The sequence below is a fragment of the Arthrobacter sp. SLBN-112 genome, assembly GCF_030944625.1.
Taxonomy (GTDB): domain Bacteria; phylum Actinomycetota; class Actinomycetes; order Actinomycetales; family Micrococcaceae; genus Arthrobacter.
Genome location: NZ_JAUSXY010000001.1, coordinates 15,962 through 30,587 on the forward strand (window position 1 = coordinate 15,962; position 14,626 = coordinate 30,587).

General features: G+C 66.2%; 16 protein-coding genes. 3 read left to right on the plus strand and 13 right to left on the minus strand.

The genetic code is table 11. The features are described from left to right. Positions 1-5: 5 nt before the first annotated feature. The 8 genes from QF050_RS00035 to QF050_RS00070 all read right to left on the minus strand — a co-directional run bounded on the left by QF050_RS00035 (position 6) and on the right by QF050_RS00070 (position 7,536). Complete coding sequence (locus tag QF050_RS00035; RefSeq protein ID WP_308928577.1) at positions 6-362, minus strand: barstar family protein; 357 nt, start codon at positions 360-362, stop codon at positions 6-8. A gap of 7 nt (positions 363-369) precedes the next feature. Next, the gene (locus QF050_RS00040; RefSeq protein WP_308928578.1) at positions 370-858 is read right to left on the minus strand and encodes a ribonuclease domain-containing protein; all 489 of its coding nucleotides are present in this window, start codon (positions 856-858) and stop codon (positions 370-372) included. Between the two features lie 32 nt (positions 859-890). Beyond that, positions 891-2,996: a glycogen debranching protein GlgX gene (gene glgX / locus QF050_RS00045; RefSeq protein WP_308928579.1), complete on the minus strand. Its 2,106-nt coding sequence runs from the start codon at positions 2,994-2,996 to the stop codon at positions 891-893. A gap of 91 nt (positions 2,997-3,087) precedes the next feature. Next, positions 3,088-4,077, minus strand: a complete 990-nt coding sequence (rlmB, locus tag QF050_RS00050) for a 23S rRNA (guanosine(2251)-2'-O)-methyltransferase RlmB (protein ID WP_308928580.1) — start codon at positions 4,075-4,077, stop codon at positions 3,088-3,090. Positions 4,078-4,181: 104 nt separating this feature from the next. After that, positions 4,182-5,648: a cysteine--tRNA ligase gene (cysS, locus tag QF050_RS00055; RefSeq protein ID WP_308928581.1), complete on the minus strand. Its 1,467-nt coding sequence runs from the start codon at positions 5,646-5,648 to the stop codon at positions 4,182-4,184. 9 nt (positions 5,649-5,657) lie between these two features. Further along, positions 5,658-6,158: a 2-C-methyl-D-erythritol 2,4-cyclodiphosphate synthase gene (gene ispF / locus QF050_RS00060; RefSeq protein WP_308928582.1), complete on the minus strand. Its 501-nt coding sequence runs from the start codon at positions 6,156-6,158 to the stop codon at positions 5,658-5,660. 8 nt (positions 6,159-6,166) lie between these two features. Then, on the minus strand, positions 6,167-6,946 hold the full coding sequence (ispD, locus tag QF050_RS00065) for a 2-C-methyl-D-erythritol 4-phosphate cytidylyltransferase (RefSeq protein WP_308928583.1): 780 nt from the start codon (positions 6,944-6,946) through the stop codon (positions 6,167-6,169). 107 nt (positions 6,947-7,053) lie between these two features. Beyond that, positions 7,054-7,536, minus strand: a complete 483-nt coding sequence (locus QF050_RS00070; protein ID WP_011690592.1) for a CarD family transcriptional regulator — start codon at positions 7,534-7,536, stop codon at positions 7,054-7,056. Positions 7,537-7,807: 271 nt separating this feature from the next. Between QF050_RS00070 and QF050_RS00075 the strand changes: the two genes are divergently transcribed. After that, entirely contained in the window at positions 7,808-8,380 is a 573-nt protein-coding gene (locus tag QF050_RS00075) for a hypothetical protein (RefSeq protein ID WP_308932059.1), read from the plus strand. 115 nt (positions 8,381-8,495) lie between these two features. Here the strand turns inward: QF050_RS00075 and QF050_RS00080 are convergent, their stop codons facing one another. Continuing rightward, positions 8,496-9,176 carry a response regulator transcription factor gene (locus QF050_RS00080; protein ID WP_308928584.1) on the minus strand — a complete coding sequence of 227 codons (681 nt, stop codon included), beginning with the start codon at positions 9,174-9,176 and terminating at the stop codon, positions 8,496-8,498. Continuing rightward, positions 9,173-10,414: an ATP-binding protein gene (locus QF050_RS00085; RefSeq protein WP_308932060.1), complete on the minus strand. Its 1,242-nt coding sequence runs from the start codon at positions 10,412-10,414 to the stop codon at positions 9,173-9,175. Before QF050_RS00085 ends, QF050_RS00080 begins: the two co-directional genes overlap by 4 nt. Positions 10,415-10,619: 205 nt before the next feature. On the opposite strand from QF050_RS00085, the gene phoU reads away from it, so the two are divergent. Then, entirely contained in the window at positions 10,620-11,282 is a 663-nt protein-coding gene (gene phoU / locus QF050_RS00090; protein ID WP_308928585.1) for a phosphate signaling complex protein PhoU, read from the plus strand. Between the two features lie 67 nt (positions 11,283-11,349). Here the strand turns inward: phoU and QF050_RS00095 are convergent, their stop codons facing one another. Next, positions 11,350-12,096: a phosphoglyceromutase gene (locus QF050_RS00095; RefSeq protein ID WP_308928586.1), complete on the minus strand. Its 747-nt coding sequence runs from the start codon at positions 12,094-12,096 to the stop codon at positions 11,350-11,352. A gap of 100 nt (positions 12,097-12,196) precedes the next feature. Between QF050_RS00095 and QF050_RS00100 the strand changes: the two genes are divergently transcribed. Beyond that, positions 12,197-13,057: a class I SAM-dependent methyltransferase gene (locus QF050_RS00100; protein WP_374121482.1), complete on the plus strand. Its 861-nt coding sequence runs from the start codon at positions 12,197-12,199 to the stop codon at positions 13,055-13,057. Here the strand turns inward: QF050_RS00100 and QF050_RS00105 are convergent. Continuing rightward, a complete protein-coding gene (locus QF050_RS00105; RefSeq protein WP_308928588.1) occupies positions 13,042-13,395 on the minus strand; it encodes a DUF2516 family protein in 354 nt (117 codons plus the stop codon). The two genes, QF050_RS00100 and QF050_RS00105, sit on opposite strands and share 16 nt — an antisense overlap. A gap of 9 nt (positions 13,396-13,404) precedes the next feature. Next, entirely contained in the window at positions 13,405-14,595 is a 1,191-nt protein-coding gene (locus QF050_RS00110) for a PLP-dependent transferase (protein ID WP_308928589.1), read from the minus strand. Between the last annotated feature and the right edge of the window lie 31 nt (positions 14,596-14,626).

Consider the following 14,626-nt stretch of genomic DNA (forward strand, 5'->3'; position numbering starts at 1 on the left):
CCTGCCTACAGGAAGACGGCCGTGACGGCGAGGTCGGTGCCGGCGTACCGTTCGGCGTCCTGCAGGATTTCGCAGATAATGCCGAATGCCCTCTCGCTGCGGAACAGGGCGGCAACCTGCCAGAGGACGGTCACCGGCGGATTGCCGTTGTCCGTGATGCTGTCGGCGAAGTCGTGGAGCGAATCGTTCAGCGCATCAAGGTTCACGCCGTAATGCTCAGCGAAGCCCAGGACCTCGCCGAAGGTTTCAAGGACAGCGCGTTTGCTGTCGGCCGGCGGGACCACCACGCTGCGGCGGCCGGCGGCGGCTACCTGCTCCTCCAGCTCTTCGAGGGTCCAGGTATCGCCGGAAAAGATTCTCATAGGTGTCCTAGCTGCCTTCCGCTATGTACTTGAACGTTTGGTAGTGGTCTCCGGTGTAGTATTTCTCCCCGCCGTTGCCGGCCACGATCCGCCGTGCGCCCCGGTCCGGTTCGCCAGGAGTTGGAACCGTGTACTCGCGGTAGTAGCCCCGGTCCCGGGCGGGCAGCACGCGCTCAAAGTTGCCAAACACCTGGTCGTCCTGGCTGAACTGATACGGGCCGCCCGCACGGATCAGCGCCAGGACACGGCGTCCTTCCACCGGGAGCGTGGATTCACGGATTTCCGCCATGCCGGACGGGTTGGCTGTCCGGTGTGCCGCCGCGCTCTTTTCCGGTGCCGGCGTACCCGCGCCGCCGGGAGGAGGGGTGGGGCCGGAAGCCGTTCCCGGCGTCGTGCGTTCTGCCTGCCCGCCCAACACCCCAGCCCCGCCGAACGCCACCAGCGTCAGCACCACCAGGGCGATAAGGAGCAAGGGAAACATGGAGCGGTTGCGCATTAGGGTGTACCTGCCGGCCGGTTGTACTGGGTCTAGGTGCGGTAAATGCTGATGGAATTGGCCTCTGCAAGGTCGGTCTCGCCGGAGGCAACCCGAATGCCCTGCCGCTGCTCGTGGAGGGGCGATGTGGTCAGGCGCAGCTCGAAGAGGCTCGGTGTTGCCCGCCCAAGGTCCGGCAGCGTGATCTGAACATCCGTGGCGCCGCCGTTCACCACTACCAGGCCGGCGAGGGCACCGCCGTCATCCCCCAGCAGAAGCTGCAGGACGCGGTGGTGCGGATCGTTCCACCGCTCGGCGGACATGGGCTGGCCGTGCTGGTCAAACCAGTACAGGTAGGACTGTTCGTCGCGGACGGGAAAATCGTGGGGCTGGGCGGCCAGGAACTCTTTGCGCAACCGGATGAACCGCTTGGTGCTGCGCAGCATTTCGTGCGCCTCCGGAGTCAACGTCCAGTCAAGCCAGGTCATGGGGCTGTCCTGGCAGTAGGCGTTGTTGTTTCCCTGCTGCGTCCTGGCCAACTCGTCGCCGGCCGTAATCATGGGGACTCCGAGCGAAACCATCAGCGTCGCCATGAGGTTGCGGCGGGACTGCGCGCGCTTGGCCAGGATCAGGCCGTTCTCGGTGGGCCCCTCCACCCCGTGGTTGTAGCTGCGGTTGTCTCCGTGACCGTCCCGGTTCTCCTCACCGTTGTCCTCGTTGTGCTTCCGGTCGAAGGAGACGAGGTCGTTCATGGTGAAGCCGTCGTGGGCGGTAACGAAATTGACCGACGCCAAACGCGAGCGGCCCGATGCCTGGAAGAGGCCGGCAGAACCGGACAACGAATCGGCGAGCCTGGCCATGGTTCCGCCGTCCCCGCCGGCATCCATGGCTGCACGGTCTGCCAGCCAGAAGGTCCGCACGGCGTCCCGGAAGTGGTCGTTCCAGTCCACCCACCTCGACGGGAACCGCCCGGTCTGCCAGCCGCCGTCGCCAATGTCCCACGGCTCAGCGATCAGCTTGACTCCGGAAAGGACGGGATCCGCAGCGATGGTGGTGAGGAACGGGTGGTTGGGGTCGAACTCGTTCGCAGCGTTCCGGCAGAGGGTGACGGCAAGGTCGAACCGGAAACCGTCAACGTGGAACTCGTCCACCCAGTACCGCAGCGAATCGACCACCATCTGGACCACGTGCGGTTCGCCAAAGTTCAAGGTGTTGCCGCACCCGGTGGTGTCCACGTACTTTCCGTGGCTGTCCATCCGGTAGTACGCCTGCTCCCCAAGGCCGCGGAAGTTCAGGACCGGACCATCTTGGGTGCCCTCCGCCGTGTGGTTGTAGACGACGTCGAGGATGACTTCGAGCCCGGCGGCGTGCATGGCCTTGACCATGTCCTTGAATTCGTCCTGGACAGCCTGCGGGCCCGCTTCCCGGGCAGCACGGGTGGCGTAGCCGGGGTGCAGGGCAAAGAAAGCGGCGGTGTTGTAGCCCCAGTAGTTGGTAAGCCCCAAATCCTGCAGGTGCGGCTCATCAAGGTGGAAATGCACGGGGAGCAGCTGCACGGCGGTGACGCCCAGGCTGGTGAGGTGCTCCAGCACGGCCGGGTGGGCCATGCCGGCGTAGGTGCCCCTCAGTTCTTCGGGCACGTCGGGGTGAAGCTTGCTCTGGCCCCGGACATGGGCTTCATAGAGGATGGTGTTACGCCACGGCAGGGCCGGCCGTTCGTCCGCCCCCCAATCGAAGTCGGGAGCGGTGCGGACAGTAGCCAGGACGCCGTCCTTCTGTTCTACTCCCCGGCCGTACGGGTCCAGCAGCAAGGGCGGGTTCCCGGCGTCGTCCCCAAGGACCGCAGGAGCATACGGCGGCAAGGGCCGGCGGTCAGCGGATGGGCGGAACCCGTACCGCGATCCGTACGGCAGGTCCTCGACGATGCCGTGGTGGACGCCGCGCACCACGTTTGGCAGGGTCCGGGACCGCCACTGGCCGCCCGGAGGGCAGTAGACAATATCCAGGCTGGTCACGGACGGGGCGAAACAGGCAACGTTGGCGCGGCCGCCGGCGTGGTGGCGCGTTCCGCCCGAATCAACGCGCGGAACACTGACACCGAGGGGAACCGCCGAGGAGGCGTCCATGGTGGATGCGGTGTCGAAAAGCGGCATGACCATCACCTAGATAATAGCCGCCTGCGGCAGTTGACCTGCCCCTGTGCCCCTGCGCCGCAAGGAAACGTGCACACGCATGACGGGCGCTGGACCACTACCCCGCCGCGCGCTGGCGTGAGACCTCGTACAACGAGATGCCCACTGCCATGGAGGCGTTGAGTGACTCCATGGCGGAGTCGATCGGGATGGAGACGATCTGGTCGCAGTTTTCCCGGACCAGGCGGCTCAAGCCCTTCCCCTCGGAGCCCACCACGATGCACACAGGCTCGGTGGCCAGGGTGAGGTCGGGCAGCGAGACGTCGCCGTCGCCGTCGAGCCCCAGCACGAAAATGCCCATGCCCTTGAACTGCTTCAGGGCGTTGTTCAGGTTGGAGGCGCGCGCAACCGGGACGCGGACGGCCGCGCCGGCGCTGGTCTTCCAGGCGGAGGCCGTGACACCTACGGAACGGCGCTCGGGCACGATGACGCCGTGGCCGCTGAAAGCGGAGACGGAACGGATGATCGCACCCAGGTTCCGGGGATCGGTGATGCCGTCAAGAGCGACGAAGAGTGGCGCGTTGCTGACGTGCCCCTTCTTCCACTTCTCCAGCGTTTCCTCAGCCAGCTCGTAGGCGTCCTGGTATTCGTACGGCGGAATCTGGAGCACCAGGCCCTGGTGCACTGCGTCGTCGGTCATGCGGTCCAGCTCGGGCTTGCCGGTTTCGAGCAGCGGGATGCCGCGTTCGGCGGCGAGTTTCAGGGACTCCTTGACGCGGTCGTCCATCTCGATTCGGATGGCCACGTGCAGGGCCTTCGCGGGGATGCCGGCGCGGAGCGCTTCAACCACGGAGTTGCGGCCGGTAACCACTTCCTCGGTGGCGCGGCCCTTGGGACCGGACTTGGCGGCACCGGCACTGCGGGCGCCCGTTCCGCGCTTGGCAGCGGACCGCTCGGAAAGCTGCTTGGCTTTGTGCGCCTTGTGGTACGGACGGTCCTCGGCTTTGGGCGTGGGCCCCTTGCCTTCGAGGGCCTTGCGGCCATGGCCACCGGTTCCGATGGTTGGGCCCTTCTTCGCTTTAACCGATCGGCGACCATTGTTGGCCATGATGTTCCACCCTTGATTGTGCTGACTGAGTCTGCCTACCAGTCTACTGACCGAAGAAAAATCGACGCGCTGCGGGCTGTGGGTGGCTCAGGCGCAGTGGCTGCTCAGTCCCGCTTGAGGCTCCAGGTGGCACCGTCCGGGCCGTCTTCCACGACGACTCCGGCCTGGTTGAGGGTGTCCCGGATTGCGTCGGATGCCGCCCAGTCCTTGGCGGCGCGGGCAGCGGCGCGGGCAGCGAGCTGCGCCTCCACCAGGACGCCCAGGGCCTCGGCTTCCCGGGTACTGGCCTTTTCGGAGCCGGCAACGGCGTTGAGCCCCAGGACATCGGTCATGGTGACGACGGCGTCCATCGCCGTGCGGGCAGCATCGTCGTCGCCGTCCGCCAGGGCGGTATTTCCGGCCCGCACGGTCTCGTGCAGCGCCGCCAGGGCACGCGGGACGTTCAGGTCGTCGTCCATCGCGGCGGAAAAAGTGACCAGTGCATCACTCCCGGAACCGGAGCCGGCCACCAGGAGGCCGGCGTCAGTACCGAAGCGCGCCACGGCCTTCGCCAGGAACCCATCAACGCGTTCGACGGCGGCAGCGGCTTCCTGCAGCGACGTGGGCCGGTAGTCCAGGACGGAGCGGTAATGGGCCTGGCCGAGGTAATAGCGGACAACCCGGGGGGATGCGAGTTCCAGCATTTCCGTGGGGCTGATGGTGTTGCCAATGGACTTGGACATCTTTTCGCCCTGGTACGTCACCATGCCGTTGTGCATCCAGAAGTTGGCGAACGGGTGTCCTGCCGCCTGTGACTGCGCCATCTCGTTTTCGTGGTGCGGGAAGCGCAGGTCCAGGCCTCCGCCGTGGATGTCGAACGCGGTGCCCAGGTATTTGGTGACCATGGCCGAGCACTCAAGGTGCCAGCCGGGCCGTCCTGCGCCCCAGGGCGAGGCCCAGCTGGCGGTGGCCGGCTCTCCTGCCTTGGAACCCTTCCACAGCGCAAAGTCGCGGGGATCCTTCTTGCCGCGGGGGTCGGCGTCGGGCGCTGCCTGCATGTCATCGATGTTTTGCCGGGTGAGGGCGCCGTACTTATTCCACGAGCGGACATCGAAGTACACGTCCCCGGAATCGTCCAAGGCGGGATAGGCGTGGCCGCGCTCGATGAGCTGCTGGATCAGGGCATGCATCTCAGGGATGTGCCCGGTGGCCCGGGGCTCGTACGTGGGGCGTGAGACGCCCAGGGTGTCGTAGGCCTTCAGGAATTCCTGCTCGTAGCGGTACGCCAGGGCCCACCATTCCTCGCGCGGCACTTCTCCCGGCTCGGGGCTGAACGCCGGCGCGAAGGAAGCCTCGGACTTGGCGAGGATCTTGTCGTCAATGTCCGTGACGTTGCGGACAACCGTGACGCGCAGGCCCCTGAACTGCAGCCAGCGCGTCAGCTGGTCGAAGGCGATGGCGGAGCGGATGTGGCCAACGTGCGGCATTCCCTGCACCGTGGCCCCGCAGTAGTAGAGGCTGGCCTTGCCCTCGACGATGGGGATGAAATTCCGGACTTCGGCGGAGGCAGTGTCATAGAAGCGCAGGGTCACCGCTCCAGACTAGCCGATGGTTTCCCGGGGCCGCGGGTACACCAATGCGGTGGCCACTGCGGAGATACCCTCGCCCCGGCCGGTGAATCCCAGGCCGTCGCTGGTGGTGGCAGTCACGCTCACCGGCGCACCGGCGGCGGCGGTGAGGACTTCCTGCGCCTCTTCCCGGCGCGGACCGAATTTGGGCCGGTTGGCCACGAATTGCACGGCGATATTGCCGATCTCGAAACCCGCGGCCCGGACTATCCGAGCAGCCTCCGCGAGCAGGGTCACCCCGGACGCGCCGGCGAATTCCGGGCGGTCGGTACCGAAGTGGGTGCCAAGGTCGCCGATGCCGGCGGCGGAGAACAGCGCGTCCGCCGCGGCGTGGGCGACGGGGTCGGCGTCAGAGTGTCCGGCGAGGCCGCGTTCGCCGGGCCAGAGGAGTCCGCCCAGCCACAACGGGCGGCCCTCGTCCTGGCCGGCGTAGGCATGGACGTCGATTCCCACTCCGGTCCGCGGGAGGATCATGTCCGCGCTCATCCTTCCACCCACCGGGCACCGAGGGGGCCCTCGAGGAGGCCTTCGGCAAAGATCAGGTCAAGCGGCGTGGTGATCTTGAGGGACTGGGTTGAACCGCGGACAGCGTAGACCGGTGTACCCAGCATCTCCACAAGCATGGCGTCGTCGGTGACGGCCGCCGATTGCTGCTGGTCCAGCCCCTGCGCGGCCTGGTGTGCCTGCACCAGGGTATTGAGTGTGAATCCTTGGGGGGTCTGCACGGCCCGCAGTTCCTCGCGCCGGGCTGTTCCGGTGACCACCTCCGGTGCGAACACGCTGTCCTCCCCCGAGGTAGCGGCAACGGTCTTGACCGTGTCCACGACGTGAAGCACGGGGATAACCGCGGCAGCGCCCGCGGCAAGGGCTTCTGATACGCGGTGGAAGACGGACTCGGGGGTCAGCGCCCGGGCAGCATCGTGGACCAGCACGGCTTCCGTGCCGTCCATTAGGGCAGCCATACCGGCGCGGACGGAGTCGGCGCGGGTGGCGCCGCCGTCCACCAGGGTCAGGAGGGGACCGCCGTCGGCCAGTTCCTCCCGGAAGTCGCCGCAGAGGCGGCGCAAGCCCTCGTCTCCTGCCGGGAGCACCACGCATACCTGGCTTGCGACACCGGAGGCGACGATACCCCGCAGGGCATGCATCAGGATCGGCTCGCCCCCGAGCGGCACAGCCGCTTTGGGCATGCCGTAGCCGAGCCGTTGCCCGGAACCGGCGGCCACCACGATGACTCCCGTGACCAGGGGCGTTGATTCACTCATGCGGACTAGCCTACGACGCCGGTGCGGCCCCGACATGCCCCGGGCGCTGCCGGGCTCGGGGCAAAAAGAAGCCCCGGCGGCACATCAGTGCTGCCGGGGCTAAATTCTTAGGAAGCCAGGACCTCGTCGAGAACGCTTGCTGCCTTCTCCTCGTCGGTCTTTTCAGCCAGCGCCAGTTCTGAAATCAGAATTTGGCGGGCCTTGGCCAGCATTCGCTTCTCGCCTGCGGAAAGGCCCCGGTCGTGATCCCGGCGCCACAGGTCGCGAACGACCTCCGCCACCTTGATGACGTCACCGGAAGCAAGCTTCTCCAGATTTGCCTTGTACCTGCGTGACCAGTTGGTGGGTTCCTCGGTGAACTCGGCGCGAAGCACATCAAACACGTGCTCCAGGCCTTCCTTGCCCACTACGTCCCGAACCCCAACAAGATCAACGTTTTCTGCTGGAACTTCAATGGTCAGATCACCCTGAGCCACCTTGAGCTTGAGATACATTTTCTCTTCGCCCTTGATGGTGCGCATCTTGATTTCTTCAATCTTCGCAGCACCGTGGTGAGGGTAAACTACTGTCTCGCCGACCTCAAATACCATGTGGACATTTCCCCTTTCCCGCAGACCAGTTTATCACGATTCAGGCATATGACCGGTCGGAGAAAGGGCTTCCAACCGCGAAAATACGCGGAAAATCGCCCCAATCCACCTCCTCCACCCCCTTGACGGATGAGGATATTAGTGCATCAGGTGAGCGTTCCCACAGTCGATGTGACGGCCCCGAATCCTCGTTTGACCCCGTTTGCGGATAGGCTATGGCTGAAAAAGACTTCAAATTTCTCGAGGAGTACGTGACGTGCGTTCCACTGCGATGAACCGGGCCCAGCGCGGCAAACTGGCACTGACGGCTGCTGCCATTGGCGTCAGCCTGCTGACTGCGGGCTGTGGTTACATCACGCCCCAGCAGACCAGCCACCAGTACTCCGCCTCGGATGGCATCCGTGCAGACCTCGGCCCGCTGCAGCTGCGGAACATGCTCATCGTCTCCAGTGGCGAAGACGAGCCCGGGCGCCTGATCGGCGCCGTTTACAACTCCTCTTCCAAGGACGTGAAGCTCACCGTCAATGGCGCCAAGGGCTCGCAGACGGAGGTTCCGGTGAAGGCGAACTCCTACACGCTCCTCAACGAAAACACTGACCAGGCCATCCTGAGCACCACCGGCGGCAAGCCGGGGTCGATGGTGGACCTCAAGATCACCGAGAACGGCACCAACGTCTCCAACACGGTCAAGGTTCCCGTCCTGGATGCCACCCTGAAGGAATACAAGGACTACGTGCCGTCCGCCAGCCCGTCGGCCACGCCGTCGTCGTCCGCCGGCTCCAGCGCCAGCGCAACGTCCGGCGCAACTCCGAGCGCAACGGCCACCGCAACCGCCAGCCACTAGTCCGGGCCCGCCGGGGCACGGCAGGACGGAAGGCACAGTAAAGGGAGGGCCGCTCGGCCCTCCCTTTACTGTTCCCTCCTGAGTTGCGCCGGACGTCCGGTGGCCGCCAGGCTGCCTAGGGTTCGAACTTGTAGCCGAGGCCGCGAACGGTGACCAGGAAGCGGGGGGCGGAGGGATCGGGTTCGATCTTGCCGCGGAGGCGCTTCACATGGACATCAAGGGTCTTGGTGTCGCCAACGTAGTCCGAGCCCCAGACCCGGTCAATCAGCTGCCCACGGGTCAGGACCCGCCCCGAGTTGCGCAGGAGCATCTCCAGGAGCTCAAATTCCTTCAGCGGCAGCAGGACCTGCTCGCCGTCCACGCTGACCACGTGCCGTTCGATGTCCATCCGGACCGGGCCGGCCTGGACCGTCGCGGAAATCAGTTCCTCCGGTTCCCCCTGGCGCCGCAAGACCGCCCTGACGCGGGCCACCAGTTCGCGGGAGGAATAGGGCTTGGTGACGTAGTCGTCCGCACCGAGCTCCAGGCCCACCACTTTGTCGATCTCGGAGTCCTTGGCTGTCAGCATGATCACCGGAACGCTGGAACGTTGGCGGAGCTGGCGGCACACCTCGGTGCCGGACAGTCCGGGCAGCTGCAGGTCCAGCAGAACCAGGTCGGCACCGTTGCGGTCAAACTCGGTGATCGCGTCGAGGCCGTTGTCCACCACCTCAACCTCGAACCCTTCCTTGCCCAGCAAATAGGACAAGGGATCGCTGAATGACTCCTCGTCCTCCACAATCAAAATCCTGCTCAAGCGCTAGCTCCTCGTTCTGTTGCGCCGGCGGCGCGGGGTACTTGGGTGAGAGTCGGCCGGCCTGCTGCCTCCCGCGCCGACGCCAGTGCCGGTGCGTCGGGGACAGGACGGTCGCCGTCCTGTCCCTCCATCTCGGGAAGCCGCAGCGTGAAAGTTGACCCTTGGCCGGGCTGGGACCAGAGCGTTACCTCGCCGCCATGGTTAGATGCCACGTGCTTGACGATGCTCAGGCCCAGGCCGGTGCCGCCGGTCTGTCGTGAACGGGCGGCATCCACACGGTAGAAGCGCTCGAAGACGCGTTCCTGGTCCTCGGGCGTGAGCCCGTCCCCCTGGTCTGTCACCGAGATGGACACCAGGCCCTCCCTGGAACGCACGCCAATGCCTACCCTGGTGTTCGCGGGCGAATACCGGATGGCGTTGTCGATGAGGTTGCGCAGCGCCGTGACCAGCAGGTCCTGGTCGCCGAAGACCTTGCCCTCGGTGCGGCCGCCCACCACAATGCTGATGTTCTTGCTTTCGGCGGGCAGCTGCGACCGGTCGACGGCCTCGGCGATGACCGCGTTGATGTCCACGGGGCCGCCTTGCTGCGTCACACTGGCGCCCTGCAGCCGGGACAGTTCGATGATGTCCTGGACCAGCGCGGCGAGGCGGGCTGATTCCTTATGCATCCGCTTGGCGAACCTGCGCACGGCTTCTTCGTCGTCCGCGGAAGATTCGAGCGCCTCAGCCAGCAGGGAGATCGCGCCAACGGGCGTCTTCAGCTCATGCGAGACGTTGGCGACGAAGTCGTTGCGGATCTCTTCCGTGCGGGTAATCTCGGTCCGGTCATCTGCAAGGAGCAGGATGTATTCCTCACCAAGCATGGCTGCCCGGACCTGCACGATGATGGTCCCCTGCCCCAGCGGGCCACGCGGCAGCTCCAGCTGCTTCTCCAGGATGACGCCGTCCCGCCGGACGCCCGCCGTCATGTCCAGGAGTTCCTTGTGGACCACCGTGTGGCCGCGGACCAGGCCGTAGGCGTAGGCAGCCGGGCTGGCGCGGACAACGCCGTCGACGTCGTCCAGCACCACGAAGGCACGCCCGACGACGGCCAGCACCTCTGCCGCACCGTCCGGCAGCGCGGGTTCACCGGCATCAACCTCCAGCAGCTCGCGCTGCTTCTCGCTGACCCGGAACGCAAGCACGCCGAACGTGCCAAGCGCCAGGCCTACAAGGCCGGCGACCAGACCAATGAGCATAGGATCCACAGCTCCACTTTATGCTCTTGCCCAAGGCCCACCGGCGCTTCGAAGCCCTTACCGCGAACGGTTCAACTAACGTTCACCTCCATGGGCATAATCGTTTACCGGGCGATGACAGAGTTAATGGTTAGAGCGCCCAATGGCGACACGATTCCTGCTGCCCTGGAGCGGCCGGCGGGAGTTCCAAGGAAAGGACGCCTACGTGCGTAAGGTTTTTCAGGAAGAGCTCACCCAGGTCGGTGACCAGCTGGTGGAGATCTCCCGGCTGGTCAGCGAAGCCATAGACAAGGCCACCACCTCATTCCAGGTCGCGGACGTGGATCTCGCCCAAGACGTCATTGCGGCGGACGCGCGCATCGACTTCCTGCAGAACAGCCTGGATGAGCGGGCCATCGACATCCTGGCGCTGCAAGGTCCAGTGGCCAGCGACCTGCGCATGATCGTGGGCTCGCTCCGGATGAGTGCGTCCCTGGAGCGGATGGGCGACCTGGCGCGCCACCTCGCCCAGCTGGCCCGCCTCCGGTACCCGTCCACGGTGATTCCGGCGTCCATGACGGAGACCTTCAACCGCATGGCCGAACTGGACCAGGAGATTGCCGGCAAGCTGACGGTGCTGCTGGAGAGCCGTGACCTCGAGGTGGCCAGGGACATCCTGAAGGCGAACACCGCCATCAACGACCTGCACCTGAGCGTCTTCAAGGCCATCGCGTCGCCCGAATGGACCGAGTCGCCCGCGACCACCGTGGACGTGGCCCTCGCCAGCCGCTACTTCGAGCGGTTCGCTGACCACGGCGTCTCCGTCGCCCAGAAGGTGACCTACCTGGTTACCGGCGCGTGGCAGCCGAACGCCACCGAACACAGCTAACCCAGCGGATTACGACGGCGGGCTGGTCACCTGAGGTGACCAGCCCGCCGTCGTACGCGTTTAAGCCCTATTTCTTGCCCTGGTTGGCTACGGCCAGGATTGCCTGCTCAGCGGCTTCGGGGTCGAGGTAGGTACCGCCGGGCTTGACCGGCTTGAAGTCCTCGTCGAGGTCGTACACCAGCGGGATGCCGGTGGGAATGTTCAGGCCGGCGATAGCCTCATCGCTGATGCCGTCCAGGTGCTTTACCAGCGCGCGGAGCGAGTTGCCGTGGGCGGTGACCAGGACGGTCTTGCCGGCCTTGAGGTCTTCCTTGATGTCGGACTCCCAGTAGGGCAGCAGGCGCACGAGGACATCCTTGAGGCACTCGGTGCGCGGCAGGGCGTCGCCGAGGCCGGCATAGCGGGGGTCGTGGGCCTGGGAGAACTCGGAGTCGTCGTCCAGGGGCGGCGGCGGGGTGTCATAGGAACGGCGCCATTCCATGAACTGCTCTTCACCGTACTCGGCGAGGGTCTGCGCCTTGTCCTTGCCCTGCAGCGCACCATAGTGGCGTTCGTTGAGCCGCCAGTCGCGCTTGACCGGGATCCAGCCACGGTCGGCCTTGTCCAGTGCGATGTTCGCAGTGTTGATGGCCCGCTTCAGCAGGGAGGTGTAGAGCACGTCCGGGAGGATGTTGTTCTCCACCAGCAGCTCGCCGCCACGCGCTGCTTCCGCGCGGCCCTGGTCGTTCAGGTCAACGTCCACCCAGCCGGTGAACAGGTTCTTGGCGTTCCATTCGCTGTGGCCGTGGCGCAGCAGAATCAGCTTGTAAGTCATGATTTTCATCCTAGCCGAGCAGTGTTGCCGGCCGCCCAGCGTTACACGGCCACGCAGGCTTTTGGACCGGTTTCCACCACTGCGGCGATAGTGTGGGGCGGTGGTTCAAAAGGCTGAACGGGTGAATTCCCCGCAACTCTCCGGCAGGACATCCGCCGCCCGGCAGGGCCGCCCGGTAGGCAATGTCACCCGGGGAACCACCAACCCCAACCGGATGCGGCGGGTGGACCGCTGGCTGACGGGGCCGCAGGCATGGCGGCTGCTGGCCGCGGCCGACCCCCTCGTTGTGGACCTTGGCTACGGCGCCACCCCGGCCACCGCCGTCGAACTCTTTGACCGGCTTGCCGCCGTGCGGCCGGACGTGCGCGTCTGCGGCATCGAAATCGAACCGGCGCGCGTGCGGGCGGCGATGCCGCTCCAGCGTCCGGGACTGACCTTCCACGTGGGCGGTTTCGAGCTTCCCGTGCCCGGCCGTCCGGTCCTGGTCCGGGCCTTCAACGTCCTGCGGCAGTACGAGGAAGCCGACGTGCCGGGAATCTGGCGGTTGGTGCAGGACCGGTTGGCGCCGGGCGGACTGTTCATCGACGGCACGTGCGACGAAGTCGGCCGCCGGGTGGCGTGGGTTGCGCTGGACCGGGAGCGCCCGCTGTCCTTGAGCATTTCAGTCCGCTTCGGCAGTTTCGGCCTGCCCTCGGAGGTGGCCGAGCGCCTGCCGAAAGCCCTCATCCACCGCAACATTCCGGGTGAACCGGTCCACGACTTCATGCAGGCGATGGACCGGGCCTGGCTGGAATGCGCGCCCCTTGCCTCGTTCGGCAACAGGCAGCGCTGGGTGGGCATGTGCCGGAGCCTGCGCGACGCCGGGTGGCCGGTCCAGGACGGCCCGGCCAGATGGCGGCTCGGTGAATTAACGGTGGGCTGGGACGCAGTGCGGCCCGGCGGCGATTACCAGGGGCCGTAGGGCCCCGCGTTGCGGTTGCCGCCCCGGCCGGCGTCCTTCACGGCGGGACGGACGTCGGCGAGGTAGACGGAAGCGGCCACGACAGCAGCGAGTCCAAAGAGGCCGAGGGTGCTGATGATGCCCCCGCCGGCGCCGAACAGCGAGATCACGCCCACCAGCGTGGCGCCCCCGGTCAGCGCAAGCCAGAACGCCTTGGTCCGCTTGCCGGTCGCTTCGAACGCGTTGGCACGGTGCCTGGCGCAGTCCACCAGCGCCCACAATTCCAGTCCGAGGGCCACCAGGCCAAGGATAAAGAACACTGCCTGCTCTACAGGCCGAATAATCAGTTCACCGTCCACGAACCCAGCCTAGCCGCCCACCGTGTCCAGCGGCTGCTTCAGGTCCGCCCAGAGGTCCTCCACGCTTTCGATTCCCACACTGAGGCGTACGAGGTTTTCCGGCACGCTGGCAGGTTCGGCCGTATGCCTGCGCCGGCGTTCGATGAGGGATTCAACGCCGCCCAGCGAAGTGGCCGGGAGCCACAATTCGAGGGCCTGCACCACTTTGTCCGCAGCATCGGCGCCGCTTAGGCCCGCAGCCGGTGCCACCTGCACGCAGATGATGGAGCCGAAGCCTTTCATCTGGGCCTTGGCCCTCGCATGGCCGGGGTCCGAGGGGAGGCCCGGGAAACGGATGGATTCAATGGCGGGGTGCGACGCAAGGCGTTCCGCCAGGAGCATCGCGGAGTTCTGGGACCGCTCCACGCGCAGCGCAAGGGTCCGCAGGCCGCGCAGCGCCAGCCATGCTTCGAAGGGACCGGCGATGGCGCCGTGGATGATGCGGTGGTGGAGCAGGGCGGACCGGATGTCCGGGTTGGAGGTGACAAGCGCTCCCAAGACGACGTCGGAGTGCCCGGCGAGGTATTTGGTCACCGAGTGGAGCACGACGTCGGACCCGAGCTGGAGGGGCCGCTGCACAAGGGGGGTGGAAAAGGTGTTGTCAGTGACGACGATAGCCCCGGCGGCGTGCGCGGCGTCCGCGACGGCCACCATGTCCGCGATCCCCAGCATCGGGTTGGTGGGGCTTTCCAGCCACAGCATGGCCGCAGCCCGCGCCGAGGGACCGGTGGGGGCCAGTGCGGCTTTGACCGCATCGGTATCGGCGATGTCCACGGTGCGGAGCTCAATAAAGCCCTTTTGGGCGAGTTCCGAGGCCATGACCAGGGAGCCCGAGTAGCTGTGGTTCGGCATCACCAGCACTCCCCCGGCCGGGATCAGGGACAACGCCGAGCTGACGGCCGCCAGGCCTGACGCGTACAGCAGGCCCGGCAGTGCGGAGCCCTCCAGCTGCCCCAGCGCCTCTTCGAACGGATCCCACGTAGGGTTCGAATAACGGCCGTAGCCCCGGTCACCGTCGCCAAGCGGACCGGTGCCGAAGTAGGTGGAGGACAGGGTGATGGGCGGGTTGACCGGCTGGTCCCTTTCCCGCGGCGGACGTCCGGCCGCGACCACCACGGTCTCAGGAGAAAGGGACGCGGCCTGTTGCTCGGAAAGACTCATGACCAAAAGCGTACTGTCCGGCCCGGATCCG